Below are 25,641 nucleotides of genomic sequence, written 5' to 3'. Positions count from 1 at the left end.
TTAACTTGATTTTTATAAAAGCAAGCTTTGTATTTATTTAAGATAATATACAAAGGCACTATTATCGTGAAATTCAACTATAAATCTTAGCGGCAAAATTCTCACATAAGTTTCACTTTGCGCACTTGCTTGTTCACTTTTTACAAAGTCTTTTACATCTATTTTTGAGTTAAAAAAGCAATCAATTAAATCATTTTTGTGAGCATTTAAAAAGTTAAATTTATCCAGCTTTGTCATCTTTTCTTCAGCCACCATACCAAAATCATTGCGTATTAAAGACTTCAAATCACTTGGCGTATATGCTAACTCACAAGCATATTCTAAATTTTTATTTTTACTTTTAGTCATAGCCATAGAAATAGTTTCATTTTGATGATAAAGAATAAAATTTTTATTAGAAAGTTCTGCCCAAAATATAAATTCATCTTGGGCAGTAGCATTAAAAATTATGAGGATTAATAAGCAAACAATTCTTTCCACTTGTCAGCATCAATTTTAAGTTCTACATTTACTCTATAAAGACCATCTTTAAAGTCTTGATCTACAACACTTGCATTTTTAATCAAACCATTTACCTGCGCTGTAATAGTTGAGCTTTTAAGCATTGCATCTTTTACTGTATCTTTACCATTAACTCTGACACCATACAACTTACTTGCTAATTGTCTATAAGCATCGGTAATTGCCGCTCTTTTAGCTAAAGCCAAAGCTTGACCAACTGAAACCGTATTTAAAGGAGCAATACCCTCACCCACCGCTGTAAAAGTTAGATCATTGTCTGTGCTTGTATCATTTGCAAGCATTTTTTCTTCTCTAATGATGTTACGCACATCATCTTTATCAACTTTTTGAACCACAACATCAGAATTTGCTGCTTGAGTCTGATTTGGATTCACACCTCTTTGATCTAGTGCACAAGCACTAAAACCCAAAGCTAAACAAAACATAAAAATAACTTTTTTCATTTTTTACACCTTCAATTTATTTGATTTTATTAAAACAGCAAAAAGCATTCCAATAATTTTACTATTCTAAATTTAAATCCATATTAGTTTCAGCATCTAATTCCTCATCTTCTTCTTTAGGACACTTAGCAATGCTTACAACCTCATCATTTTCAACATTAACAACAATTACACCACTTGTATTTCTACCTGCTTTTCTAATGCTTTGCATATCAACGCGTATCATCTTACCACTACTTGTTAATGCCATTAAATCCATACTTTCATCAACTATGACTATACCGATTAAATCTTTTGTTTTGGCAGTAAGTTTCATACAAATAACACCCTTACCACCTCTACTTTGAAGTCTATATTCTCCAGCATCAGTACGCTTACCTATACCTTTTGCACTTACGCTTAAGATTTCTTGAGCGTCATTTTCTATAACAACAGCACCCACAACCTCATCATCTTTTTCTTTAAATTTAATCGCAGTTACCCCTCTACTTACACGGCCAATCTCTCTAACTTTAGCAAGTGGGAATTTAATGCACATACCTTTTTTAGTAACCGCAAAAAGCATTTTACCAACGATAGTATTATCAAGCTCTTCATTAGGTTCAAGCATTTCATTTTCTAAATTTTCTTCATAATTTTGTTCTTGAGTTTCATTTTCATCCCTTGCTACGATAATTGCAGTAACAAGTTCATCATTTTCATCTAGATTAATCGCTTTTACACCCACGCTTCTAATGTTTTGATATTCACTTAAATTTGTGCGTTTTACGATACCATTTTTAGTAAAGAAACACAATGATTTACTTTCATCAAAATCAGTGGTTGGAATAATTGCCATAATTTTTTCATCTGCTTGTAGATTAATAAGATTAACCACAGCTTTGCCTTTAGCAGTTCTACTTCCTTCAGGAATTTTATAAACCTTAAGCCAATAAAGCTGTCCACGATCAGTAACAAACATCAAGGTATCATGTGTATTTGCCGTAAAGAAACTTTCTATAAAATCATCATCATAAGTTGTAACTGCAACCTTGCCTTTACCACCGCGTTTTTGTTTTTCATATTGCTTACTTGGAACACGCTTAATATAGCCACGATGAGTGATAGTAACTACCATATTTTCATTTGGTATTAAATCTTCTATATCAATATCATCATAGTCATCTTCAATTTGAGTGATTCTTGGTACATCAAATTTTGTTCTGATTTCTTTTAACTCATCTTTGATTAAATTTTCAAGCAAAGTTTCGCTTTTTAAAATTTGATCAAGCCTCTCTATTTCTGCTAATAATTCCCTTAATTCGTTATCAATTTTTTCTCTCTCAAGACCTGTTAAACGGCCTAATTTCATATCTAAAATAGCATTAGATTGAAGCTCGCTTAGACCAAATTTTTGCATTAATAAATTTTTAGCCGTTGGGTTATCAGGAGAGTTTTTAATCAAAGCTATCACTTCATCAATATTATCTAGTGCATTTTTTAAACCTTCTAAAATATGTGCTCTAGCTCTAGCTTTTTGCAACTCATAAATAGTTCTTCTAATAATTACAGTTTTTCTATGATTTAAGAATAAATTTAAAAGCTCAATTAAAGAAAAAACTTTTGGCTCTTTATTATGTATAGCAAGCATAATCACACCAAAAGTACTTTCCATAGTGGTAGATTTAAAAAGATTATTTAACACAATCTCACTCATAGCATCGCGTTTTAGCTCAATTACCACGCGAATTCCTTCTCTATCACTCTCATCTCTAACTTCAGCAATACCTTCAATTTGTTTTTCTTTGGCAAGTTCAGCGATTTGCTCTATTAATCTTGCTTTGTTAGTTTGATAAGGAAGTTCATCTATAACGATAATATCTTTATTAGCTCTTTTTTCTATATGGGTCTTTGCTCTTACTTTTACCCTACCACGACCTGTGCGGTATGCTTCTATAATACCTTTTTTACCAAAGATAATACCGCCGGTTGGAAAATCAGGTCCTTTAATAAATTGCATTATTTCTTCTAAACTTGCGTTTTTATTATCAATTAAATAAAGCAAACCATCAATAAGCTCATTTAAGCTATGCGGAGGAATATTGGTAGCCATACCCACTGCAATACCACTTGAACCATTAAGCAATAAATTTGGAACCCTAGCAGGTAAAACATCAGGCTCACTCATAGAATCATCATAATTTGGTATAAAATCAACCGTATCTTTTTCTATATCACGCAAAAGCTCTTCAGCTAAAATCGTCATCCTAGCTTCAGTATAACGCATCGCAGCAGCACCATCGCCATCAATAGAACCAAAGTTTCCTTGTCCATCTACGCTTGGATAACGCATAGAAAAATCTTGCGCCATTCTTACTAAAGCATCATATACAGCTGTATCGCCATGTGGATGATATTTACCGATTACATCACCCACTATACGCGCTGATTTTTTGTATGCACTACGACTTCCAACACCTAAATCATTCATAGCATATAAAATTCTTCTATGAACAGGTTTAAGCCCATCTCTAGCATCAGGTAAGGCACGGCCTATAATAACACTCATAGAATAATCTAAATAACTACTTTTTATAGAACTTTCTATATCTATATTTTCAATATCTGAATCTTTAGTAAAAATATTTTCCATAAAAATCCTTAAAATTAATGCCTATATTGTATCAAATTTTGCATTAGCCAAAACTAAAGCAAAAAGCACTTCAATATTATTTTTTTCTAAGAGCTCTTTTGCCTCTAATAAACTTAATCCAGTAGTTATCACATCATCTACTAAAATTACAGGATATTTTGGACGCTTTAAAAGCTTATAAGATCTTTTATTGTCTTTACGAAATTTCAAACTTTTACCACTATATTTAAATTCTGAACTAGCTTGCAAGGTGTGATACATAGGTTTTATAAATTTAGTATTTAAGTATTTAGTTAAAATAGCAGTATGAGAGTAATTTTTATATGTTTTATCATCTAAAGCTATAGCATTAATTTTGCAAGATGGTTGAAAAAAATCCTCAAATTTAGCAAAACTCAATTTTGCCAAAGCATTTAAAACAAAATAGCCTTGAAATTTGTGTTTAAAATAAATCAAATGCTTAATTTGCTCATATTGATAAAAATAATAAACTTTAAAATTTCCCTCAAGTTCTCTTATACCTAAAGAATATTCTAAAAGCTCTTCCTTGCAAGCTGGACAAAAACTCGCAAAGGAAAATCCATGGCAATTAAAACACCTCACAAAGAGCTGATAATATCTGCAGATTTATTAGCCACTTGTTTTATAAGAAGCTGAGTGAAAAAAGGTAGATCTTTGATATTATAAAAACCTTTAACTTCTTGTTTGGTTTTAATATTAATAGTTTTATTGGTATTAATATCTTTTAGTGTCAATTGACTAGCAATAATTGAAAATAAAGAACTAGAATCAAATTTAGAATAAAAATCATTAAAACTTAAATCTACTCTTAAAACATAAGGAGAATCTTGTGTATCTTCTACTACAACTATACCTCTATTTTCTAATTCTTCTTTTAAAAACACATAAAAATAATAGTTGAAATTTTCATTGATGTAATAATTACTTCCATTAGAAGAAGAATATTTTAAATTCTCATTTAAATCATATACCCTATGAATATAAACTTTTTTTAAGGAAGCACTTTTATCAATTGTTCTTTTATTTGCGCAATACTTAAGTCCCACATCACTAATATACACAAGGCCTTTAATTTTTGCTTCATATGCTTTAGAATCAGAAGGATTATAACATTGTGCTTGAATTTTTATAAGCTCATTAACTTTTGCAACACTTTGATTTTTAGAATTTACAGCACATGCGCTAAAAAATAAAGCTAAAACAAATACAAATACTTTTTTTAACATCTTTTTTTCCTTAGAATCATCTTTATTATTTTATGATTTTTAATTAGCAAAAATTATACCAAAAACAAATAAATTTTACTAAAACTTACTTTTTTTCACACAAGAATAATTTTATTGAAAAAATTTTATACAAAAATTGATATTTAAAAGAAAATTCATTTAGAATATGTTACAAAACTGCAATATTTTAAAGGAGTTGTTAAATGAGTTCAAATACAAAAACACTTATAGTCGTTGCTGATTTAGTGTTATTTATCGCTTTGCTTTATTTTTCCCCTTTTGGTGAAACTAAAGTAAACCAAGGTTTATCTTTGTTAATTTTTATTGCCGTTTTATGGCTTAGCGAGGCTTTGCATGTTACTATTACAGCTATTTTAGTACCTGTTTTAGCTGCTATTTTGGGATTACTACCCACCGCTAAAGCTTTAACAGGTTTTGCTGATTCTAATATCTTTTTATTTTTTGGTGGTTTTGCTTTGGCCGCAGCTATGCATCATCAAAAATTAGACAAACTTATTGCACATAAAATTTTAACATTAGCAAAAGGGCATTTAGGCCTTTCTAGTTTATATATTTTTATTACCACTGCGTTTTTATCTATGTGGATGAGTAATACCGCAACAGCAGCTATGATGCTTCCGCTTGCTATAGGTATGTTAGCTTCACTTGATCCGCAAAAAGATAGAAATACTTATGTTTTCATCCTTTTAGGTATAGCTTTTAGTGCGAGTATAGGTGGTATAGGCACCATAGTAGGAACTCCACCAAATGCAATCGTTGCCACTCAATTACACATTACTTTTGCACAATGGTTAAAATACGGAATTCCTATTGTTTTAATTTTCCTACCTGCAATGATTTTAATTTTATACTTTATGTTTAAACCTAAATTTAATCTACAAGTTGATTTACATACTGAAAATATAGAACTTACAAGACCTAGAATCATCACTTTAATAATCTTTTTAGTCGTTGCACTATCTTGGATTTTTAGTGGTAATATCAGTCCTATCATCACAAGTATTTTTGGACACAAAATAGCAAATCTTGATGCGATTATTGCTTTATTGGCTGCTGTTTTAGTATGTGCTTTTAAAGTAATTGATTGGAAAAATATACAAAAAAATACCGATTGGGGTGTATTAATGCTCTTTGGTGGAGGCATCACTCTAAGTGTAGTATTAAGAGATTCTGGCGCTAGTAAAGTAATGGCTGATACTATCATTTCATTTATAGAAAATGGACATTTATTTATTATAGGTTTAATTGTGGCATTTTTTATAGTATTTTTAACTGAATTTACTTCAAATACTGCTTCAGCAGCCTTACTTGTGCCTTTATTTATCTCTATAGCAGATACTTTAGGTGTTCCTGCTTTAGGACTTGCTTTAATCATTGCTATTGGTGCTTCTTGTGCTTTCATGCTACCAGTTGCTACACCACCAAATGCTATAGTTTTTGGTACAGGGCATATTAAACAACAAGAAATGGTAAAAGTTGGGATTATATTAAATATCTTTTGCTCAATCGCACTTGCAGTAATTGCATACTTTTTCTGGCTATAATCTTTTAGTCCTTTTGGACTAAAAGATCTTTACACTTTAAAACATAGTTTTTTACATCTTTACTTTTATACAAAGCTTCTCTTATACATACGCCTGCTAAATTTAAATCTTTTAAGTGATTTATAGTTTGGATATTTATCCCACCTATGGCATAAATGGGTATTTTTGAAACTTCTAACAAATCTTTTAAATTTTTTATACCCTTTGGTGTTAAATCAGCCTTACATGAGCTTTCAAATACATGCCCAAAAAAAGCATGATTTGCTTTAAACTTATAAGCTAAATCTAATTCTTCTTTAGAATGGATGGAAGTACCCAAAAGCTCAAATTTTTTATAACTTTGTGGGTAATTTTGTAAAATTATTAAGGGAGCATGAAAAAATTGATGATTTAATTTTAAACAAGCTTCATAATGATAATGCAAAAAGCAAATTTTTTGAGTTTTATTAAAAATTTTTAATACTTCTTTGGCTAATTTAGTATATTCTAACTCATCTAAATGTTTTTCTCTAAGCACTAAAGCATCAATACTACTTTGACTTAGTTTTTCAATAAAATTTAAAAAATCTCCTTGGGTATTTTGACTATCGCTAATAGCAATGATTTTTTTATCCCACATAAATACTATCGCTCATTATAGCTTGTAAATTTGCATTTTTTAACATAGCTAAAACCTCATCAACACTACGCATATCACTAATTTGAAACTGATCATCACCTTTTTTATCACCTTGGTGCTCACCTACCCCCACGCTTACACCTGCACTCATTTTAGTAGCTCCAAGTTTAATAACCCCGTCTCTAAATCCTGCTCTTTCACGCGTAGAAATCGTAATACTTGCAAAAGGTAAAAATAATCTATAAGCACATAAAACCTGCAAAAGTCTTGTTTCGCTTACATCTTTTGGATGAATTTTTTTATTATTGATAATAGGTCTTAATCTAGGGATAGATAAAGCTATTTCAGCATGAGGGTATTTTTGCTGTAAAAAATACGCATGTAAAGCCGTAGCAAAAGCATCTTTTCTAAAATCATCCACGCCAAGTAAAGCTCCAAAAGCAACCCCTCTCATACCTGCTTTTAATGCTCGCTCTTGTGCATGAAAACGATACTCAAATACACTTTTTTCACCTTCAATATGAATTTTAGAATAAGTTTTTTGATTATAAGTTTCTTGATAAACACTTACATATTCACAACCCTTTTCATGAAGCAATGCATACTCATCTACATTCATAGGATAAACTTCAATTCCCACGACCTTAAAATACTCTTTTGCTATCTCACAAGCTTTGGCAAGATATTCTACGCTAGCATATTCCCTGCCCTCACCTGTTAAGAGTAAAATTTCTTCCAAGCCACTTTTTTTAATCTCTTGCATTTCTTTGTGAATTTCAGCCTCGTTTAGCTTAGCTCTTTTAATATTATTTCCTTTTTGAAATCCACAATAAGTACATTTGCTATTGCAAAAATTAGAAAGATATAAAGGCGTAAAAAGCAAAATGGAATTTCCAAAATATTTTTGAGTAATCTTGCTTGATTTTTGTGCTAAATCTTCTATAAAATCTTCCGCTGCGCTTGAAAGCAAAGCTTTCAAATCTTCTATGTTAAGATAATCTTTAACTAAAGCTTGTTTTACATCAAAAGCGCTAAATTTACTTTCATCAAAAATTTCAACTTCTTTTAAAACCTTAGTTAAAATCTCACTTTCAATACTTTGCATATGAGGATATTTTTGCATTTTAATCTCTTAAAAAACCACTCAAAGGCGAGCTTGCACTTGGCGTGCTTTCATTTGCTATGCCTGCTAAATACGCATTATATCCTGCTTCTATAGCTAACGCAAAAGCCTTTGCCATTTTTGCTACATCTTTAGCTTGAGCTATGGCGGTATTTGCCATCACTGCACTTACTCCCATTTGCATGGCTTCACAAGCTTGTGCTGGATTTCCTATACCTGCATCTACTATAATAGGTAAGCTAATTTCATTAAGTAAAATTTGTATAAATTCTTTAGTTTTTAAGCCTTTATTGCTTCCTATAGGAGCTCCAAGAGGCATTATAGCAGCAGCTCCTGCATTAGCCATAGCACGTGCTGCATATAAATCAGGATACATATAAACTAAAGGTGTAAAACCCTCATTTGCTAAAAGTTCTACTGCTTTTATACTTTCATAATTATCCGGTAATAAATATTTACTATCGCTAATTACTTCAACCTTAATCATATCTCCACAACCAAGCTCTCTTGCAAGTCTTGCTATACGCAATGCCTCATTAGCATTTCTTGCACCTGAAGTATTTGGTAAAAGCTTAATATGCTTTGGGATAAAATCAAGTATATTTTCTATACCTTTATCATTTACCCTACGCAAAGCTAAGGTGATAATCTCAACTTTTGCTTCTTCAATGGCTGATTTTATAAGCTCAAAAGAAAATTTCCCAGAACCTAGAATAAACCTGGAATTAAACTCATATTTTCCTATTTTTAATTTTTCCATTACTCGCTCGCTAAAAGTTCTAGAACTAAATTTGCTTGATGTCCTGCACAAATATTTACACGCGGTGCCATAAGTCCATTACCTACTTTTGCCTCGTTTTTTAAATCCCCACAAACATAAAAGTTTTTTGCAATTTTTCTTGTTTGTATGCTGTTGCTATCGCCATATCCTGCTAAGCCGGAAGCACAAATTAATGTTTTTTGAGGATAGTGTTGATGAAAATTTTGCGCTAAAAGCGCTTTATATTTTGCACTATCAAAGGCTTCACAAACTATATCATCATTTGTAAAAAGTTTGGCTATATTTTCTTTTTCTATTTTTAAAACTTGTGCAAATACTTCTATAAAAGGATTAATTTTAGCGATTTGATCTTTTAAAGCTTCAGCCTTAAATTTACCCAAATCTTCCACCATATAAGCTTGGCGGTTAAGATTGCTTGGCTCCACCACATCAAAATCAATCAAATGAAGCCTACCAACCCCACTTCTTGCTAAATTTATAGCTATATGCGATCCAAGTCCACCAAGCCCACACACTGCCACACTTGCCTTTTTAAGTTTATCATGAAGCTTTGGAGTATGTCTTGCCCTCATCATCGCATCAAGAGCTTCATATGGTGGTAAAGTATTTTTTTCTATACAAAAAAGCTCATCATTTTCTTTTAGATCCAAACTTTCTTTTGTTGCAAAACCATTGACTATCCATACATCATTTTCATTTTTACTCACACTTTGAAAAAATTCCAAAGTGTTTTTAAAATGCGTGTTTATCATACTACCATTAAATTTAATTCTCATCAACCACCACCTACAAAAGTAACAATCTCTACTTTATCATTTTCTTTTAAAATCAAATTTTCAAATTTATCCCTTGGGATAATTTCTCCGTTTAATTCTAAGGCAATAAATTCTATTTTTAATTGCTTTTCTTTAACATAATCCATAAATCTAAGCTCTTTTAACTCAAGCTTTTGCCCATTGATAATCATTTAAAACCTTTACTTATTTTACTTAAAATACTTACTCACTTACATTATTATAATTAAATCTTAAAATAACAGCTTCTTTTATCTCTCCAATATCAATAGCATCTTCTAAATTATAACCAAGTTTCAAAAGTAAAATTTCCAAATCTTTTTTAAATTTTATTTTTGTAGGTTTATTATGATAGGTTTCATTTCTAGCTTTTCTTATTTGACTTAGTTTTGTCTTAAGATGTTCTTTGGTGCCAAAACTTGGTAAGACTTGATTTTTATATATTTTTTTATCTTTAAATATATAAGCAAATTCACTCCAATGATCTATTAATATCCCTTCTAAATCAATCAGACAAAAATCATCAAAAATTTGCCAAGTGCTATTATATTCATCTATTTTTTGACATCTCTTTTTAACTTTTTTTAAAAGATTTTTCAAAGCAAGATTAAAAACTTCTTCACTAGATTTAAACCAATCATCATCTAACTTATTATACAAATTTGCTATTTTTACTGCTAAAGTACTTCTTAGAGCATTTTCATAACATTGTAAAAGTAAAAAATTTGCTTGATGGTTTTTGCGTCTTTTGGAATAAATTTTCATAATTAGCTCAAACAAATCTTCGCATTTTTGATTTTTTCTAAAATCTTTTGTACTTCTTTGCAAGCTCCCCACAAATATCCAAAATGCAAAACATTAATCCCTTTTATCATTCTAAATTTAAAATCACATTTTAATTTAAAATTGATAAATAGCTTTTCTATTTTTTCATAGCTACTTACATCAAGCTCAAAAGACATTTTACTTCCTATTAACTCCATTTTAAAAAATTAATGATATAATTTTAGAAGTTTAGAGGGCTAACTTGCCGGTAGCTGCAAGGTACTCTTAAATGAGAGGCTACTCTAAATTCCTATTGCATCCATGCTTTTCCTAGTTAAAATTCTCTAATAAATCTTTAAAAACTAAATACAATTTTTCAAGCTCTTCTATACTCACTCTTTCATCAATTGCATGAATTCTATCATTGCACACGCCAAATTCTACCACCTTCACACCAAACTCAGCAAAATATCTTGCATCACTTGTACCACCTTTGGTGTTAAGTTCTGGCACTACTTGAGTGATTTTTTGCACACTTTCATTTAGTTTTTGTACGATTTTAGAATCACTTTGTGTTAAAAAAGGCTTTGAACTTTGATTTATGCTCAACTCATAATCAAGCCCTTCACAAGTCTTTTCTACATAAGCTTTTACATCTTCTAAGCTAGTTTGTGGAGAATTTCTCACATTAAACATCAATTTTAAATCATTTGGGGTTACATTGCACACTTCCATACCACCGCGTATATCAGTAATAACGATTTTAGATGGTGCAAATACCTCATCGCCTGGATCAAGATCAAAACCTGCTAAAAATTTCAAAGCAAAAGCAAAATTATGCACAGGATTAATGCATTTTTGCGGGTATGCTACATGACCTTGCTTACCTTTGATGAGTAATTTTGCATTGATAGAACCACGACGCCCTATTTTAATACTATCTCCAAATTTTTTATCACAGGTTGGCTCAGCAACCACAGCAAAATCAGGTAGCATATCTTTTTCTTGCATAAATTTAAGCACTTCAAGCGTGCCAAATTTAGCCTCGCCTTCTTCATCGCTTGTTAAAATCAGTGAAATTCTTCCTTTGAAATTTTCTACCTCTTTAACTGCACACATAAAAGCAGCCACGCCACTTTTCATATCTTGCGCACCTCTTACATAAATAAATCCATCTTTTTCTAAAGGCTCAAAAGGATCACTGCTCCAACCCTCTCCTGCAGGCACTACATCTACATGCCCACCAAAAGCTAAATGCTCGCCATCATCACTAAATTTTTTAGTCAGCAAAAGATTTTTCACACCTTCTTTTTCTATAAAAAAAGCTTCAAAATCACTTAACTCCACTGCAATATAATTTAATGCTCCATCATCATCTGGGGTGATGGATTTAAATTTACTCAATTCTTTAAAAATTTCAACTACTTGCATGTTCTATCCTATAAAAGCTTTATACAGCATAGAAAGAGCAAAATACTCTAAAATAAATGCTGAAAAAAGATTAATGTAAAATATATGTTTATTTTTTACAAGTGCTTTAAATTTAGACACAAAAAACGATAAAGTAAAAATCCAAAACACAATAAAACCCACCAAACCAAAAAGCAAAGCAAAAGAGTTTTTACTCTGCATGCTAAGCCCTGCTACACTCAACCAAAAGCCTATAACATAAGGATTTGTAACATTTAAGAAAAATCCTTTGCTAAAACTTTTTAAAGGATGTGTTTTATTTACCTTGTTAAGATCGACTTTTCTTGTTTTTCTTAGCATTAAAAATACCATAAAACTCAAAAAGAAAAAGCCAAAAACCGCTAGTATTTTATAAAAAAATTCATTATTTGCAAAGCTTAAAAGCCCAAGATTAGTCAAAATCAAAAAAAGTATATCAGCACTTAAAGCACCGAGCCCAACGCAAAAAGCATTTTTAAAAGAAGACAAAGCAGTATTTAAGATCAAAATATTCACAGGCCCAAAAGGCACAGATACACCCATACCTAAAACTATGCCTTGTAAGATTACTTCTAACATTTTGCTTCCAAGAAATTTTCTATATCGGTTTTGATTTTATCAATGGCTGTGCAAACATCTTCTATATAAACTTTAGTAAAATTACTTTCTAAATATTTATCCTCATCAAGATTGTTTAATATACTTTGCTTACATACTCTTGCATACTCTCCCACGGGTAAAACCTGCCCACTTGTGCCTATACATACAAATAAATCGCAATTTTGTAATTTTTCATATAAAATCTTATAATTTGGCGCCATTTCTTCAAACATCACGATATTGTGTCTTACACTTTTGCTTTGACATTTAGGACAAATTTTATCATCACTACTTTCATAGTCTATGTTAAAAATATTTTCACACTCTAAACACCTAAGTTCAGGTAAAAAGCCATGCAAATGTACCACTTCTTCACAACCTGCTCGCTCTAATAAATCATCTACATTTTGTGTTAAAACGCTAATTTGTTTTGGAAATTTTTGTTTTAATAAAGCGATGATTTCATGTGCGTGATTTGGCTTAACACCAGCTAGATCTTTTCTTCTTTTATTGTAAAATTCCAAAACTTTTTTAGGATTTTTTCTAAAGCCAGTTGCAGAGCAAACTTCCATCACATCATGCTCTTCCCAAAGCCCACCACTAGCTCTAAAAGTCTTTATACCACTTGGAGCAGACAAACCTGCCCCGCTTAAAATCATCACTTGTTTCATTTATTAAACCTCATTATTGTTTAAAGGTTTTACTATAATTTTACTTAAAGCTTAACCACCTTAGCACCAAAACCACCTTGATTAATCGGAGCGTCATTAAAGCTTTTTACACTCTTGTGAGCTTTTAAAAACTCTTTTACCGCAAAAGCTAGTTTTCCCGTGCCTATACCATGATAAACTATCACCTCATCAAAACCTACTATCAAAGCATCAGAGATAAATTTATCTAATCTTTCAAGCGCCTCATCACTTCTTAAGCCGTGTAAATCTAAAGTCATATTTAAAGCACTTGGGCGGGTTATATTAACACTTGATTTTACCTTTTGTGTGGGGGTTTGATTGCTTTTTTTAAGAAGCTTTAATGGTACACGCAAACTCAAACCATCACTTTGAATCATCGCATCGTTTTTTGAAATAGCTGTGATTTTGCCTTTGATTTTTTCATATTTAACAAAATCTCCAACTCTAAGTTCTTCATTTTGCTCCATACTTGGTAAAACAATACTTTTTTTAAGTTCATTGGCTTTGTTTAAACTTCTTTGTTTTTCTTTAATATCTTTTAGATTTATCGTTTTTTTAGCTTCTTCTATGGCTTTGTGGTATTTAAACTCTAAATTAGAAATAAGCTTTTTAAATTCTTGATCGTTTTTTTCTTTTTGATCTTTGAGTGAAAGTAAAATTTCATCTACTTTGGCTTCTTTTTTCTCAAGTTCTTCATTTTTCTTACGTAAAGAAAGTTCAAGATTGATATTTTTACTTACCATTTCTTCTAAATTTTCTTTATCTTCGCCATATAGCTTTTTAGCATTTTGCACTAAATTTGCACTTATGCCATATCTTAAAGCCGTTTCAAATGCATAAGATTTACCTATGGTGCCTTTTAAAAACTCATATTTTGGGCGTGATAATTCCTCATCATACAAAGCAGCGATGAGTTCTACTTGTGAATTTTTCGCCAAAAGCATAGCAAGGCGTTTGTGGTGAGTTGTAATGATGATTTTATTATCTTGTTCTAAAAGCTTAGAAATAAGCTCAGTATATAAACACGCAGCTTCTTCAAAATCTGTCCCGAGCTCTATCTCATCAACCCCTAATAAAACATTTTTCTTACCCAAAAGCTTAGAAAAATGTAACATTCTTCCCGCAAAAGTAGAAATATCATTTTTTACATTTTGCGGATCTTCTAAAATCGCATCAAATTCTTTGAAATTTCCTATTTGGCTTTTTTGTGCATTAATTCTCATAGGAAGCAAATGCTTTGCAAGCAAAGCTGCACTTAAAATTCCTTTTAAAAGCATAGACTTACCACCTGCATTTACACCTGTGATGATTAAAACTTTTTTATTAAACTCTATATTAACGCTTTTTGCATTTTTTAAAGCCGGATGTGCGAAGTTATATAAGCTTAAATTATTAGAGCTATCAGCTAAAACAAACTCATAATCATGTTTTTTAGCCATCAAAACTCTAGCGCTATAATGATCAAATAAATCAAAAGCATTATTGATAAATTTCAAAAACATCAAATTTTTATAAAAAATTAAGCTGATTTTTTTAGCATACTCATAAAAAATTTCTTCTTTAGCATCTTTGATTTCATCTATTTGACTTTGGATTTTTTCTACACTCAAAGGCACCGCATAAAATCCACCGCCGCTACTTCTACCTATGATTTTTGCTTTTAAGACATGATTAAACCCACCGCGTAAAAGCAAGGCCTCCATACCATTGATAAGATGGATTTGAGTATCGATTAAATACGCACTAAGACTTTTAGTATAGGTAAGTTTTTTAAACTCAGCCACCAAGCTTTCTTTTTTCATTTTTAGAGCTAAATTTAAATTAACAAGTCTTTCATCGACACTTTCCTTAATCTCACCCTTTTCATCAAAATACTCAAAAAGCTCTAAAATAGCCTGTGGAATTTCTATTTTTAAAAGCCATTCTTTTAAGCTTTCTTCAAATTTTAAGCCCTTTAAGTATCTAAAATACATACAGATTTTAATAAATTCAAAGCTTTGACTTAAATGCAAAATTCCTTGCTTGCTAAGATGAGTTAAAGCACTATTTAGCTCTTCTATTATAGGTGGAGGATTAAAATCAATCAGCGAAAGCTCATTGATCCTTTTATAATGAAGCTTGCTATCACCTTGTAAAAAAATTTCTTTATCTCTCGCAAAAAGCCCCCTAAAGTCTTCTATATAGCCATCTAAATCTAGCTTTTTAAAAAATTGCTCTTGCATTATTTATCTACCTTGCAATCTTTTATATCAAAAACATAGGCTTTAAATTGTTTATTTTTACCATTTGAAATAAAACTTTGCGTTCCATGTTCAAAGTTAAAATACTCTTTAGTGACATTAATATCTTTGCAAATCAAACTTTGTCCTTGTAAAAATGCATTGAGTGTTTCTTTTTTTAAAACACCACTTCTTGTGGCACTTAACTCAAATTTAATCGCAAAAGCAATCATCAAAATCAACACTAAAATCAAAAGATAATTACTAATCTTGCCTATTTTTTTACGTAAAAAAACAAAAAAAAGTAAAATCGCAAAAAAAGCTAAAATATATAAAAAAATCTTAAACATACTTTCCCCTAAGCTTTGTGCTTATATCTCCCGCACCAAAGCCAATTACCAAACCATTTTCAATCAACTCATCATCAAGATAAATAGCATTTTCTTCTCTTTTGATTTCTTTTATAAATTTAGCTTTTGGAAAGTATTTTTGCATATTAATTTCTATTTTAGCTTCCCCAGCTGCATACACAGGTAAAATATAAAGCTCATCAACATTTGCTAAAACTTCACTAAAATACTCTATATTTGCACTTAAACGCGTATAACGATGAGGCTCAAAAATAGCTATGATTTTTTTATATCCAGCTAGCCTTGCATACTCACTTGCTGCTTTAAGTGTTGTTTTAATTTCTGTTGGATGGTGCCCATAATCATCAATCAAAGCCATATTTTCATTTGCAAACAAAATATCAAATCTTTTTTTAATCCCTTGATATTTTAAAAGCTTAGTTTTTAGCTCTTCTATATTTATAAATTCACTCGCAGCCAAAATAGCCAAAGCAGCGTCCATCGCCACATGCTCACCCATACCAAAAACGCTAAATTCGCCTAAATCTTTAAGTGTAAAATAGGTTTTTGGCTTAAAATTTTCTACTTTCATATAAATATTTGTGATATCTTTGCTTGGGTAAAGCTTTTTTGCATTATTTAAATTTAAACTTGACAAAAACTCATCTTCAGCATTAATCACTTGAATTTTAGACAAACGCAAAAAGTCTTCATAAGCTTTGTATAATTTTGAAAGATCGTTTCCATAATGATCTAAATGTTCTGCTTCAACATTAGTCACTATAGCTAAATAAGGATTTGAGTTCAAAAAAGAACTGTCACTCTCATCAGCTTCAAAAATGAGATTTTCGCTTTCTTTATAAAGCATATTGGTACCACTTTCTTTTAGCACTGCACCAATAATAACAGAAGCTTCTATCAAGCTTGCTAAAATGCTTGAAGTCGTGCTTTTACCATGGGCTCCCGCAACCGCAAAAACTCTTTTGTCTTTTAAAATCATAGGCAGGGCTTCTTTTCTTGAAAGCGTTATGATGTTTTGTTTTTTTGCGCTGATTAATTCCTCATTATCTTCTTTGATAGCAGCTGAATACACCACTAAATCCACATCTTTGACATTGTCTTTATGATGAGGAATTTTTATATTTATACCTTCTTTTTCTAATTCTTTTGTGATTTTACTTTCTTTGATATCAGAACCACTAATCTTAAAGTCTTGTTCTTTTAAAAATCTCGCCAAAGCTGAAATTCCAATACCGCCTATACCTATAAAATGAATTTTTTGCATTCTTGCCTCAAATTTTTTGAAAATTTAAGGCAAAATTCTATCATTTGTTTACTAAAAATAAAATATAAACTTTTTAATGAGTATTTATTTTATCCTGATATAAATCATATAGCCACATCAAAATATTTACACAATCTTATATAAATTATTAATACTAAAACTACTTTATATTTAATTTAGTATTAATATAACAATATTAAAATAAAAATATTAAGTTTAAATTAATTTAAAAAAATAAAATTGCAAAATATTTTATAAATAAATAAGGAGTAAAATTTGATCAATCCACTAAAAGTTTTTAGCACTATAAATCTAGTATGACTTATAAGACATTATGTGTTTACAGCATGTATTTTTTTGTTTTTTTATTTAATCACTCCACCGTCTAGCGACATCTCTTTTTTCATTATGTTAGGAATTAATTTTTATTATTTCCTTTTGCATATTTTGTATGGAAAGAACTAAAAAATATACTGCTTGGAGATAATGTATTTTTTATCAATGCTCTTTTTTAATCATTGCAAAAATAGTTATAAAATTTTTATTATTTATGCTTGCCTTACCAATTGGAATAATAGGATTTTCAATTCTTTGGTTTATAGTTAATAAACAAAATAGTTAAATCCAAATTTACTATATTAAATTATTAATTCTAACAAATTATACTTTATATTAAAAGTATAATTTGTGTTTTAAAATATAAACTATTCTTCATAATTTTTCACAAGCTTATCAAAGCCCCATAAATTTCTAGCTTCATTTGCCTTACTAACTTCCACTACAAGCATTTCTTCTTGATCGCCAAGTTGCTCTTGCACTTCGCCAAAAGCATTAATAAAAAAGCTATCTCCATAAAATTTCCACTCATTTTCTTGCTTTAAATTACCTATACGATTAACCCTTAAAATGCTTGTTGAGTTTAAAAAGGCTCTTGTTTTTAAAAGTTCTAGCCATCTTTGATTACTTTCAAAGGTGCTAGCTGTGGGAATGATGACTAAGTCTATCTTTTTTTTCATGATCATTTGCCAAAAGATATCAAAATGTGCCTCAAAGCCAAAAAGCAAAGCACATTTTAAGCCCTCATGTGTGAAAGTAAAAAGTTTAAGCTTATCAGCTTTTTTATTGTTAAAAAATTTTTCTTCATTCCAGTGTGCATAAGGCATTAAAATTTGTTGCTCATACACTTTTACATTTTGTGGACCTACTTTTAAGCATAGTTTTTTTAAACCATCATTTTCAACACTTATGAAAGGTGCAATAATATTTAAATCATATTTTTTAGCAAGTTTTATCAAGCTTGCTTTTTTGCTTTGACTTTGTTCTTTGATCATGCTTTTTGGCATAGTTTTTAGCTCACTAAAAAAGCTATTTAAAACATACTCACCCAAAACCACCAAATTCGCACCACTTTCCTTGGCAGCTTTTAGATAATAATCAAGCCTTGATTCACTCAAAGCCAAAGTGGGAAATTGTAAAGCTACAACACTACTCATCTACTTGCTCGATTTCTAATTTAGCATTTTCAAGCATAGTTCTTGCTTGCTTGATACTTTTTAAACCTTCTTTATAAATTTCTACGCAAGTTTTAAGGTCCAAATCTTTATCATTAAGTTTTTCCAAAGAAAGCTCGGCTTGTTTGATATGATCTTCAAATTCCATTAATTACTCACCTTATAATTTGGTGCTTCAGCAGTGATAGTTACATCATGCACATGGCTTTCTTTTAATCCTGCTGCGGTGATTTCTACAAATTCAGCTCTTTCTTGGAAAGCTTTGATATCTACTGCACCTACATAACCCATAGAAGATCTAAGCCCACCTAAAAGTTGATGTACTACACTTTTTATACTTCCTACATAAGGCACCCTACCTTCAATACCTTCAGGTACAAGTTTATCTTGAGCTGTACCTTCTTGGAAATATCTATCTGAACTACCTTTTTGCATAGCACCTAAGCTTCCCATGCCACGATAACTCTTATATTGTCTTCCTTGATAAGTAAATAACTCACCTGGACTCTCATCAGTTCCTGCTAAAAGTGAACCTATCATCACACTACTTGCTCCTGCTGCGATAGCTTTTGCAATATCGCCTGAGTATTTTATACCCCCATCAGCGATTACTGGCACGCTGTATTTACTCGCTTCTATTGCACATTCATCTATAGCTGAAATTTGAGGTACACCCACACCTGAAACAATGCGTGTGGTGCAAATACTACCAGGTCCTATACCTATCTTAACAGCGTCTGCACCTGCTTCACATAGATCTTTAACCGCTTTAGCACTTGCAACATTTCCTACTATCACATCTACATTAAATTCAGCCTTAATTGCTTTTAATGTATCAATAATCCCTTTAGAATGTCCATGCGCACTATCCATTACTATAACATCAACTTCAGCTTCTACTAAAGCCTTTACGCGATCAAGCTGACCCACACCCACGGCTGCAGCCACTCTTAATCTTCCATAAGCATCTTTATTTGAATTTGGATATTCTTTGCGTTTTTTCAAATCTTTTATAGTGATTAAACCTTCTAAGCGATTATTTTCATCTACGATTGGAAGTTTTTCTACTTTATTAGTAGAGAAAATCCTTTCTGCATCATCTAAAGTAGAGCCTTTTTTAGCAGTGATTAAAGGCATTTTTGTCATTACATTTTCTACTAAATTATCAAAGTTAGTTTCAAATCTTAAATCGCGATTAGTTAAAATTCCTATTAAAATTTTATTCTCATCTACCACAGGAACGCCTGAAATTCTATATTCAGCCATGAGTTCTAGCGCTTCTTTAACACTTGCTTTAGGCCCTATATAAATAGGATCCATAATCACGCCACTTTCACTTTTTTTAACTCTTTTTATCTCTCTAACTTGTGAAGCTATGTCCATATTTTTATGGATTACCCCTATGCCACCAAGCCTTGCCATCATAATAGCTGCTCTATGTTCAGTAACTGTATCCATAGCAGCCGAAATCAAAGGCATATTTAAGGTGATATTTTTTGTAAGTCTTGTTTTAATATCTACTTCTTTAGGTAAAACCTCAGAATATTGAGGGACTAGTAAAACATCTTCAAAAGTCAAAGCGCGTTTTATGATTTTCATAATTTTTCCTTTATTTGTTTTTGATAATTTCTTCCAAGCTCAAAGCACCATCTAATAAAGTTTGCTCATCATAAGCTTTGCATATAAGCTGAGCAGAAATACTAAGTCCATTTTCATTTTTTCCTACTGGCACACTAATGCCACCAAGTCCTGCTAAATTCACTGAAATAGTAAATACATCTTCTAAATACATTTGCACTGGAGTTTTTATATCGTTAAAACCAAAAGCAACGCTTGGAGCAACTGGCATAAAAATCAAATCACAATCGTTTAAAATTTCTTCATATTTTTGCTTGATAAATCTTCTAGCCTTTTGTGCTTTGATGTAGTATGCATCATAATAGCCACTACTTAAAACAAAGGTTCCTAGTAAAATTCTTCTTTTTACTTCCTCACCAAAACCTTCACTTCTGCTATTTACATACATTTGGCTAAGATTGTCACATTTTTCACTTCTTCTACCATATCTTACGCCATCATAACGGCTTAAATTTGCACTTGCTTCAGCTGCTGCTATGATATAATAAGCCGCAACATCAAATGTAGAATCCATTAAGTCTTTATAAACAATCTCATGGCCATTTGCTTTTAATATATCTATAGTTTTTAATAAGGCTTGTTTTACATCATCATTAGTTTGCTCTATATAGTTTTTAATCACAGCTATTTTTAGCTTTTTATTTGCATTTAGTTTTGGTGCGGTTGGTTCAAAAGCTATGTTTGCACTTGTGCTATCTTTTTCATCATAACCTGCAATAGCATCATATAAAATCGCAGCATCTTCAACATTTTGCGTTAAAACTCCGATTTGATCAAGGCTTGAAGAATACGCTGCTAAACCATACCTACTAACTCTTCCATAACTTGGCTTAAACCCAACACAACCACAAAATGCAGCAGGCTGTCTTACCGAACCACCTGTATCTGAACCCAAACTTGCCAAAGCTATCCCTGAAGCAACCGCAGCAGCACTCCCCCCACTACTTCCACCTGGAACTTTAGTATTATCAAGCGGATTTAAAGTCTTACCATAAAAAGAAGTTGCACTTGTACTTCCCATAGCAAACTCATCCATATTACATCTTCCAAATGGAGTAAAATTATTTTTGCGTAAATTTACAATAGCGCTTGCATCATAAGGAGCCACATAGCCTTGTAAAATTTTAGAACCACAAGTTAATTCCCAATCTTTTACACTAATATTATCTTTTATAGCTACTGGTACGCCAGTACCTGAAGTGCTTAAGTCTTTATTTAAAAACTGCTCTACATAAGCACCTAAATGCTTTTGCTGATGTGCTTTTTCATTTAATTCTTTTTTTAGATTTTCTAATTCTTCATTTGAAAATTTCAAAGCTTCTTTTAAAGTTACCATTATTTATCCTTAAATTTTTTAACCAAATAAAACAAAAAAAGCGTGATAAATAAAAAGCTCAATAAAGTAATCACCACCACGCTAAAAGGTAAAGCTTGCTCAAACATTTTTTGCTTTTTCCACGCTATTACATCTTGGACATAAACATTCTTCTTCTTTTGCTAAAAATTTCCAACATCTTGGACATTTGTGCAATAAAGAACGCACGATTTTAAAACTATGATCATCTATTTTAAACTCACTCAAAGTTTCTTTATCATCTAAGCTTTCTATCGAGCTTACCATAAACCAATCAGCTACTTCTTCAATATCTTCACTCAAAAGCTCATTTGCGCTTGTTTGCAAGCTTAACTCTAAGGTTGATTTGATGATTTTGTCTTTTTTTAATACATCAACAAGCTCAAAGAATTTTTCTCTTGATTTTATAAATAAATCATCTTCGATTTTATACTCATAATCAAAGCCATTTTTTAACACCAAATCAAACACATCTTTAGCATTTTCTTTAATAGCCACATTTGCATGTTCTAAAGCTTCATCTATAGTGTAAGTTAAACTTGGAGCTAAAAGCGTGAAAAGTTTTCTAGCTATTAGCACCATAGCACTTTGCGCGCTTACTCTTTTTGTATCATCTTTTGCATTACAATACAATCTATCTTTGCACACATCTAAATAAATTCCACTTAAATCCGCACTTAAGAAATTTAAAAGCACACTAAAGCCTTTTGCAAATTCATATTTTTCAAAAGCAACTTCACATGCTTCAAAAGCAACTTTTGCACGCATTAAAATCCACTTATCTAAAAGTGTGAAATTTTTTGTTTCTAAAAATTCCATATCATTAGTATTTGCAAGTAAAAATCTTATAGTATTTCTTATCTTTCTATACTGCTCGCTTACTTGTTTTAAGATATTATCTGAAATTTTTAAGTCTGTTGAATAATCACTAAGCATTATCCAAAGTCTTAAAATTTCTACCCCATAATTTTTAGCTACATTTTGAGGTAAAATCACATTACCCTTAGATTTACTCATTTTTTGACCCTTTTCATCTACGGTAAAGCCATGAGTAAGTATATTTTTATATGGGGTTTTGTGATTGATAGCAGTAGAAATTAAAAGTGAGCTTTGAAACCATCCACGGTGCTGGTCACTTCCTTCAAGATACATTGAAGCTTGATATTCTCCTGCATCATATCTTGCTGAGTTTAATACTGCTTCCCAAGTGCTACCACTATCAAACCAAACATCTAAAATATCATAAACTTTTTCTAAATTATTTGGATCATATTTGCTATTTGGCGATAATAAATCTTTTATTTCTAAATCCCACCACGCATCAGCTCCATTTGCTTCAAAAATTCCCACTAAATGATCTAAAACATCATCATCAAAAATCACTTCTTTGGTGTTTTTATCTCTAAAAAATGCGATAGGCACACCCCAATCTCTTTGTCTTGATATACACCAATCAGGGCGATTTTCTATCATAGAACTAAGTCTTTTTACCCCACTTTCTGGGTAAAATTTCACATTATTTAATTGCTCTAGTGCTAGCTCTCTTAAAGATTTTCCATCTAATTTTTTCTCATCCATTAAGATAAACCATTGTTTTGTAGCTCTATAAATAACCGGTTTATGTGTTCTCCAACAAAATGGATAAGAATGTATAAATTTAGAACTTTCAAGCAAAGCTTCGCCAAGCAATTCTAAAATACGCTCATTTGCTTTAAAAATATGAAGTCCTATAAACTCATTTAATAAATGCTCTGGCAAAAGCCCTTTAGCTCTTAGTGTTTCATCATAACACCCACCATCATCTACTGGCATAATCACTTCAATGCCATATTTTAAGCACACATAATAATCATCCTCACCATGACCCGGTGCAGTATGTACAAGCCCTGTTCCACCTTCCATTAAAACATGATCGCCTAAAATAAGAGTGGATTTTCTTTGATTGAGTGGATTAATAGCACTTAAATTTTCAAATTCAGAACCTAAAAGTTCTTTTTGAATTTTTCCTTGAGTGAAGTTTTTATTAATCATATTTTCAAGCAAGGCTTTAGCAAAAATATAACCTTCTTCAGTGATAACATATTTTTCATTTGGATTTAAAGATATAGCTTGATTTGCCGGTAAAGTCCAAGGCGTGGTAGTCCAAATGACTGCTTTAGCTTTTTTTACACCTAGCTTTTCAAGGGAAGTTTTATCAAGCTCAAAAGCTACAAAAATAGAATAATCTTCTTTGTCTTCATACTCTACTTCAGCTTCTGCTAATGCACTCTTAGCAGCCCAACTCCAAAAAACAGGCTTACTTCTTTCTAGCAAAAGTCCTTTTTTAGCGATTTTACATAAAGCTTTGTAAATATCTGCCTCAAAAGCATTTTTCATAGTCAAGTATGGCTCATCCCAATCAGCAATCACACCCAAAGACTTAAATTCATCTCTTTGGATATTTACAAATTCTCTCGCATGCTCTCTACAAAACTCACGAATTTCTTTTTTGCTTAAACTTTGCTTTTTATCTTTAAGTTTAACTTCAACTTGCTGTTCTATCGGTAAACCATGACAATCCCAACCAGGAGTAAAACGCACTTTTTTACCTTGAAAATAATGCATTTTAATGATGATATCTTTTAAAATTTTATTTAAAGCATGGCCAATATGCAAATGTCCATTAGCATAAGGAGGGCCATCATGTAAAGTAAAACTCTCGCTTATTCCTTGTCTTTTTTGTTTCATTTTTTCATAAGCATAGTTGTTTTCAAACCACTTACTAAAACGCTTAGGCTCAAGCTCTGCTAAATTTGCACGCATTGCAAAAGTCGTATTTGGAAGCAATAGCGTATCTTTATAATCCATATAATCCACCTTGAAAAATTTAAAAATAGTAAATTCTACTTAAAATACTTTTAATTTGCACTTATTTTTTTGTTATAATCGCAATAAAAAAAGGAAAATCATGAAACATCTCATCATCATTATAGGCAATGAAATTATTATTAATGAAAATTATATGCGTTATATACAAGAAGAATACAAAAAGCAGTTTTTAGAGCTTCATGAGTTAAAATTTATAAACAAACCTGACAAAGAACTTCCTTTTTTACTTGAAAAACTTTCTAAAGAATATAGCTATATAACCATTTTTAGCATTAGCGAATACTATGCAACCATAGCTAAAATCATAGCAACCTTAAATGATGATGTTTTAATCTTAGAAAATGATACCCTAGTACCTTCAAAAGCTTTGCGTGAAAAAAATTCCTTTTTAAGTTCTTTTGAGCAATGCCATATTAATTTATTAAATATAAATATAGAGCAAAAATTACCTTTGATTTTGCAAAATCCTGAACTTGACTATGCGTATTTTTGTCTTTTAGATATAGATGAAATGAGTGCAAATATCTTACTTAGCACACTTACTACTTCTTTTGAAATTCAAACTTGCTCAAGTGCATTATTAGATAATCTTATTTGTATTAGAGCAAGCGCTAGTCAATATGGAAAACTAGAAGGCTTTTTAAAAGGGGTTTTCAAACTTTTTGCAGGAAAAGTATTTTTAGGAAACGATCCTATTAAATTTATAGCCAAAAAACTTTTAGAAAAAAACTTAAAAATTTCCTTTGCAGAAAGTTGTACCGCAGGACTTTGTGCTTCAAAATTTGCTGAAAATTCAGGAATTTCTAATGTGTTTGAGGGTTCTTTGATCACTTATTCTAATCGTTTAAAAAATTCTTGGCTTGGGGTGAGCAATGATACTTTAGAAAGTGTTGGGGAATATTCTGATCGTTGTATTTATTTTATGTTAAAAGGGGTTTTTAAAACCACAAATTGTGATTTTGCTTTAGCGCTTAGTGGGGTAGCTGGAGAAGAAAATGATAAAAATACCAAAGCAGGCACCATCTACATAGGAGCTATGTATAAAGATGGAACCTTTTTACAAGAATGCATTCATATACAAGGCAATAGAAACTATACAAGAGAGCAAGCTAGTTTGGCTGCATATTGTTTAATGCTTAGATTAAAACCTGAAATTTTCTTTGGTGTTTAATTATAAAAGCGGT

25 protein-coding genes are annotated in these 25,641 nt (G+C 31.0%); 2 read left to right on the top strand and 23 right to left on the bottom strand.

What is annotated here, in order from left to right:
* Nucleotides 1–33 precede the first annotated feature (33 nt).
* The 5 genes from E2O22_RS06740 to mapA all read right to left on the bottom strand — a co-directional run bounded on the left by E2O22_RS06740 (nt 34) and on the right by mapA (nt 4,844).
* Nucleotides 34–480: a hypothetical protein gene (locus tag E2O22_RS06740; protein ID WP_133319812.1), complete on the bottom strand. Its 447-nt coding sequence runs from the start codon at nt 478–480 to the stop codon at nt 34–36.
* Nucleotides 456–965: an LPP20 family lipoprotein gene (locus tag E2O22_RS06735; RefSeq protein ID WP_133319811.1), complete on the bottom strand. Its 510-nt coding sequence runs from the start codon at nt 963–965 to the stop codon at nt 456–458. Before E2O22_RS06735 ends, E2O22_RS06740 begins: the two co-directional genes overlap by 25 nt.
* A gap of 61 nt (nt 966–1,026) precedes the next feature.
* Entirely contained in the window at nt 1,027–3,597 is a 2,571-nt protein-coding gene (gene gyrA, locus E2O22_RS06730; protein ID WP_133319810.1) for a DNA gyrase subunit A, read from the bottom strand.
* A gap of 21 nt (nt 3,598–3,618) precedes the next feature.
* Nucleotides 3,619–4,200, bottom strand: a complete 582-nt coding sequence (locus E2O22_RS06725; RefSeq protein ID WP_133319809.1) for a ComF family protein — start codon at nt 4,198–4,200, stop codon at nt 3,619–3,621.
* The gene (gene mapA, locus E2O22_RS06720; protein ID WP_133319808.1) at nt 4,197–4,844 is read right to left on the bottom strand and encodes an outer membrane lipoprotein MapA; all 648 of its coding nucleotides are present in this window, start codon (nt 4,842–4,844) and stop codon (nt 4,197–4,199) included. Before mapA ends, E2O22_RS06725 begins: the two co-directional genes overlap by 4 nt.
* A gap of 203 nt (nt 4,845–5,047) precedes the next feature.
* Between mapA and E2O22_RS06715 the strand changes: the two genes are divergently transcribed.
* Nucleotides 5,048–6,409 carry a DASS family sodium-coupled anion symporter gene (locus E2O22_RS06715; RefSeq protein ID WP_133319807.1) on the top strand — a complete coding sequence of 454 codons (1,362 nt, stop codon included), beginning with the start codon at nt 5,048–5,050 and terminating at the stop codon, nt 6,407–6,409.
* A gap of 4 nt (nt 6,410–6,413) precedes the next feature.
* Here E2O22_RS06715 and E2O22_RS06710 read toward each other — a convergent pair whose 3' ends face one another.
* The 18 genes from E2O22_RS06710 to ileS form a co-directional block, all read right to left on the bottom strand.
* A complete protein-coding gene (locus E2O22_RS06710; protein ID WP_133319806.1) occupies nt 6,414–7,028 on the bottom strand; it encodes a thiamine phosphate synthase in 615 nt (204 codons plus the stop codon).
* Nucleotides 7,018–8,151 carry a 2-iminoacetate synthase ThiH gene (thiH, locus tag E2O22_RS06705; RefSeq protein WP_133319805.1) on the bottom strand — a complete coding sequence of 378 codons (1,134 nt, stop codon included), beginning with the start codon at nt 8,149–8,151 and terminating at the stop codon, nt 7,018–7,020. The genes E2O22_RS06710 and thiH overlap by 11 nt, the downstream gene beginning before the upstream one ends.
* Before the next feature lies 1 nt (nt 8,152).
* Nucleotides 8,153–8,911 (bottom strand): thiazole synthase, encoded by a 759-nt coding sequence (locus E2O22_RS06700; RefSeq protein WP_133319804.1) that lies wholly within the window; start codon nt 8,909–8,911, stop codon nt 8,153–8,155.
* A complete protein-coding gene (gene thiF, locus E2O22_RS06695; RefSeq protein WP_133319803.1) occupies nt 8,911–9,711 on the bottom strand; it encodes a thiamine biosynthesis protein ThiF in 801 nt (266 codons plus the stop codon). The genes E2O22_RS06700 and thiF overlap by 1 nt, the downstream gene beginning before the upstream one ends.
* The gene (thiS, locus tag E2O22_RS06690) at nt 9,708–9,899 is read right to left on the bottom strand and encodes a sulfur carrier protein ThiS (RefSeq protein ID WP_066006795.1); all 192 of its coding nucleotides are present in this window, start codon (nt 9,897–9,899) and stop codon (nt 9,708–9,710) included. Before thiS ends, thiF begins: the two co-directional genes overlap by 4 nt.
* 31 nt (nt 9,900–9,930) lie before the next feature.
* Nucleotides 9,931–10,554: a CAAX protease gene (locus tag E2O22_RS06685; RefSeq protein ID WP_133319802.1), complete on the bottom strand. Its 624-nt coding sequence runs from the start codon at nt 10,552–10,554 to the stop codon at nt 9,931–9,933.
* Nucleotides 10,494–10,688 (bottom strand): hypothetical protein, encoded by a 195-nt coding sequence (locus tag E2O22_RS06680; protein WP_133319801.1) that lies wholly within the window; start codon nt 10,686–10,688, stop codon nt 10,494–10,496. Before E2O22_RS06680 ends, E2O22_RS06685 begins: the two co-directional genes overlap by 61 nt.
* Before the next feature lie 133 nt (nt 10,689–10,821).
* Complete coding sequence (dapE, locus tag E2O22_RS06675; protein WP_133319800.1) at nt 10,822–11,922, bottom strand: succinyl-diaminopimelate desuccinylase; 1,101 nt, start codon at nt 11,920–11,922, stop codon at nt 10,822–10,824.
* A 3-nt stretch (nt 11,923–11,925) separates the two neighbouring features.
* Nucleotides 11,926–12,519, bottom strand: coding sequence for a LysE family transporter (locus E2O22_RS06670; protein WP_133319799.1), 594 nt, complete (start codon nt 12,517–12,519; stop codon nt 11,926–11,928).
* Nucleotides 12,513–13,211 carry an SIR2 family NAD-dependent protein deacylase gene (locus tag E2O22_RS06665; protein WP_133319798.1) on the bottom strand — a complete coding sequence of 233 codons (699 nt, stop codon included), beginning with the start codon at nt 13,209–13,211 and terminating at the stop codon, nt 12,513–12,515. Before E2O22_RS06665 ends, E2O22_RS06670 begins: the two co-directional genes overlap by 7 nt.
* A gap of 44 nt (nt 13,212–13,255) precedes the next feature.
* A complete protein-coding gene (locus tag E2O22_RS06660) occupies nt 13,256–15,454 on the bottom strand; it encodes an endonuclease MutS2 (protein WP_133319797.1) in 2,199 nt (732 codons plus the stop codon).
* Nucleotides 15,454–15,801 (bottom strand): hypothetical protein, encoded by a 348-nt coding sequence (locus tag E2O22_RS06655; protein ID WP_133319796.1) that lies wholly within the window; start codon nt 15,799–15,801, stop codon nt 15,454–15,456. Before E2O22_RS06655 ends, E2O22_RS06660 begins: the two co-directional genes overlap by 1 nt.
* Complete coding sequence (gene murC / locus E2O22_RS06650) at nt 15,794–17,086, bottom strand: UDP-N-acetylmuramate--L-alanine ligase (protein WP_133319795.1); 1,293 nt, start codon at nt 17,084–17,086, stop codon at nt 15,794–15,796. Before murC ends, E2O22_RS06655 begins: the two co-directional genes overlap by 8 nt.
* A gap of 704 nt (nt 17,087–17,790) precedes the next feature.
* Entirely contained in the window at nt 17,791–18,579 is a 789-nt protein-coding gene (locus E2O22_RS06640; RefSeq protein ID WP_133319794.1) for a carbon-nitrogen hydrolase family protein, read from the bottom strand.
* Complete coding sequence (xseB, locus tag E2O22_RS06635; protein ID WP_039628709.1) at nt 18,572–18,745, bottom strand: exodeoxyribonuclease VII small subunit; 174 nt, start codon at nt 18,743–18,745, stop codon at nt 18,572–18,574. The genes E2O22_RS06640 and xseB overlap by 8 nt, the downstream gene beginning before the upstream one ends.
* A complete protein-coding gene (guaB, locus tag E2O22_RS06630; RefSeq protein WP_133319793.1) occupies nt 18,745–20,196 on the bottom strand; it encodes an IMP dehydrogenase in 1,452 nt (483 codons plus the stop codon). Before guaB ends, xseB begins: the two co-directional genes overlap by 1 nt.
* Before the next feature lie 10 nt (nt 20,197–20,206).
* On the bottom strand, nt 20,207–21,571 hold the full coding sequence (gene gatA, locus E2O22_RS06625) for an Asp-tRNA(Asn)/Glu-tRNA(Gln) amidotransferase subunit GatA (RefSeq protein WP_133319792.1): 1,365 nt from the start codon (nt 21,569–21,571) through the stop codon (nt 20,207–20,209).
* Nucleotides 21,572–21,670: 99 nt separating this feature from the next.
* Nucleotides 21,671–24,436 (bottom strand): isoleucine--tRNA ligase, encoded by a 2,766-nt coding sequence (gene ileS / locus E2O22_RS06620; RefSeq protein WP_133319791.1) that lies wholly within the window; start codon nt 24,434–24,436, stop codon nt 21,671–21,673.
* A 100-nt stretch (nt 24,437–24,536) separates the two neighbouring features.
* Here ileS and E2O22_RS06615 point away from each other — a divergent pair, with 100 nt between their 5' ends.
* Nucleotides 24,537–25,628: a CinA family protein gene (locus tag E2O22_RS06615; RefSeq protein WP_133319790.1), complete on the top strand. Its 1,092-nt coding sequence runs from the start codon at nt 24,537–24,539 to the stop codon at nt 25,626–25,628.
* Nucleotides 25,629–25,641 lie beyond the last annotated feature (13 nt).

The organism is Campylobacter lari (assembly GCF_004357905.1).
Lineage (GTDB): Bacteria > Campylobacterota > Campylobacteria > Campylobacterales > Campylobacteraceae > Campylobacter_D > Campylobacter_D lari_D.
This window is presented reverse-complemented; position numbering and strand designations above follow the sequence as displayed.

Bases quoted from the DNA above. Each gene is read 5' to 3' on its own strand.
- E2O22_RS06735 (WP_133319811.1), bottom strand. From the start codon at position 965: ATGAAAAAAGTTATTTTTATGTTTTGTTTAGCTTTGGGTTTTAGTGCT.
- gyrA (WP_133319810.1), bottom strand. From the start codon at position 3,597: ATGGAAAATATTTTTACTAAAGATTCAGATATTGAAAATATAGATATA.
- mapA (WP_133319808.1), bottom strand. From the start codon at position 4,844: ATGTTAAAAAAAGTATTTGTATTTGTTTTAGCTTTATTTTTTAGCGCA.
- E2O22_RS06715 (WP_133319807.1), top strand. From the start codon at position 5,048: ATGAGTTCAAATACAAAAACACTTATAGTCGTTGCTGATTTAGTGTTA.
- E2O22_RS06710 (WP_133319806.1), bottom strand. From the start codon at position 7,028: ATGTGGGATAAAAAAATCATTGCTATTAGCGATAGTCAAAATACCCAA.
- thiH (WP_133319805.1), bottom strand. From the start codon at position 8,151: ATGCAAAAATATCCTCATATGCAAAGTATTGAAAGTGAGATTTTAACT.
- E2O22_RS06700 (WP_133319804.1), bottom strand. From the start codon at position 8,911: ATGGAAAAATTAAAAATAGGAAAATATGAGTTTAATTCCAGGTTTATT.
- thiS (WP_066006795.1), bottom strand. From the start codon at position 9,899: ATGATTATCAATGGGCAAAAGCTTGAGTTAAAAGAGCTTAGATTTATG.
- E2O22_RS06680 (WP_133319801.1), bottom strand. From the start codon at position 10,688: ATGTCTTTTGAGCTTGATGTAAGTAGCTATGAAAAAATAGAAAAGCTA.
- dapE (WP_133319800.1), bottom strand. From the start codon at position 11,922: ATGCAAGTAGTTGAAATTTTTAAAGAATTGAGTAAATTTAAATCCATC.
- E2O22_RS06670 (WP_133319799.1), bottom strand. From the start codon at position 12,519: ATGTTAGAAGTAATCTTACAAGGCATAGTTTTAGGTATGGGTGTATCT.
- E2O22_RS06665 (WP_133319798.1), bottom strand. From the start codon at position 13,211: ATGAAACAAGTGATGATTTTAAGCGGGGCAGGTTTGTCTGCTCCAAGT.
- E2O22_RS06660 (WP_133319797.1), bottom strand. From the start codon at position 15,454: ATGCAAGAGCAATTTTTTAAAAAGCTAGATTTAGATGGCTATATAGAA.
- E2O22_RS06655 (WP_133319796.1), bottom strand. From the start codon at position 15,801: ATGTTTAAGATTTTTTTATATATTTTAGCTTTTTTTGCGATTTTACTT.
- murC (WP_133319795.1), bottom strand. From the start codon at position 17,086: ATGCAAAAAATTCATTTTATAGGTATAGGCGGTATTGGAATTTCAGCT.
- E2O22_RS06640 (WP_133319794.1), bottom strand. From the start codon at position 18,579: ATGAGTAGTGTTGTAGCTTTACAATTTCCCACTTTGGCTTTGAGTGAA.
- xseB (WP_039628709.1), bottom strand. From the start codon at position 18,745: ATGGAATTTGAAGATCATATCAAACAAGCCGAGCTTTCTTTGGAAAAA.
- guaB (WP_133319793.1), bottom strand. From the start codon at position 20,196: ATGAAAATCATAAAACGCGCTTTGACTTTTGAAGATGTTTTACTAGTC.
- gatA (WP_133319792.1), bottom strand. From the start codon at position 21,571: ATGGTAACTTTAAAAGAAGCTTTGAAATTTTCAAATGAAGAATTAGAA.
- ileS (WP_133319791.1), bottom strand. From the start codon at position 24,436: ATGGATTATAAAGATACGCTATTGCTTCCAAATACGACTTTTGCAATG.
- E2O22_RS06615 (WP_133319790.1), top strand. From the start codon at position 24,537: ATGAAACATCTCATCATCATTATAGGCAATGAAATTATTATTAATGAA.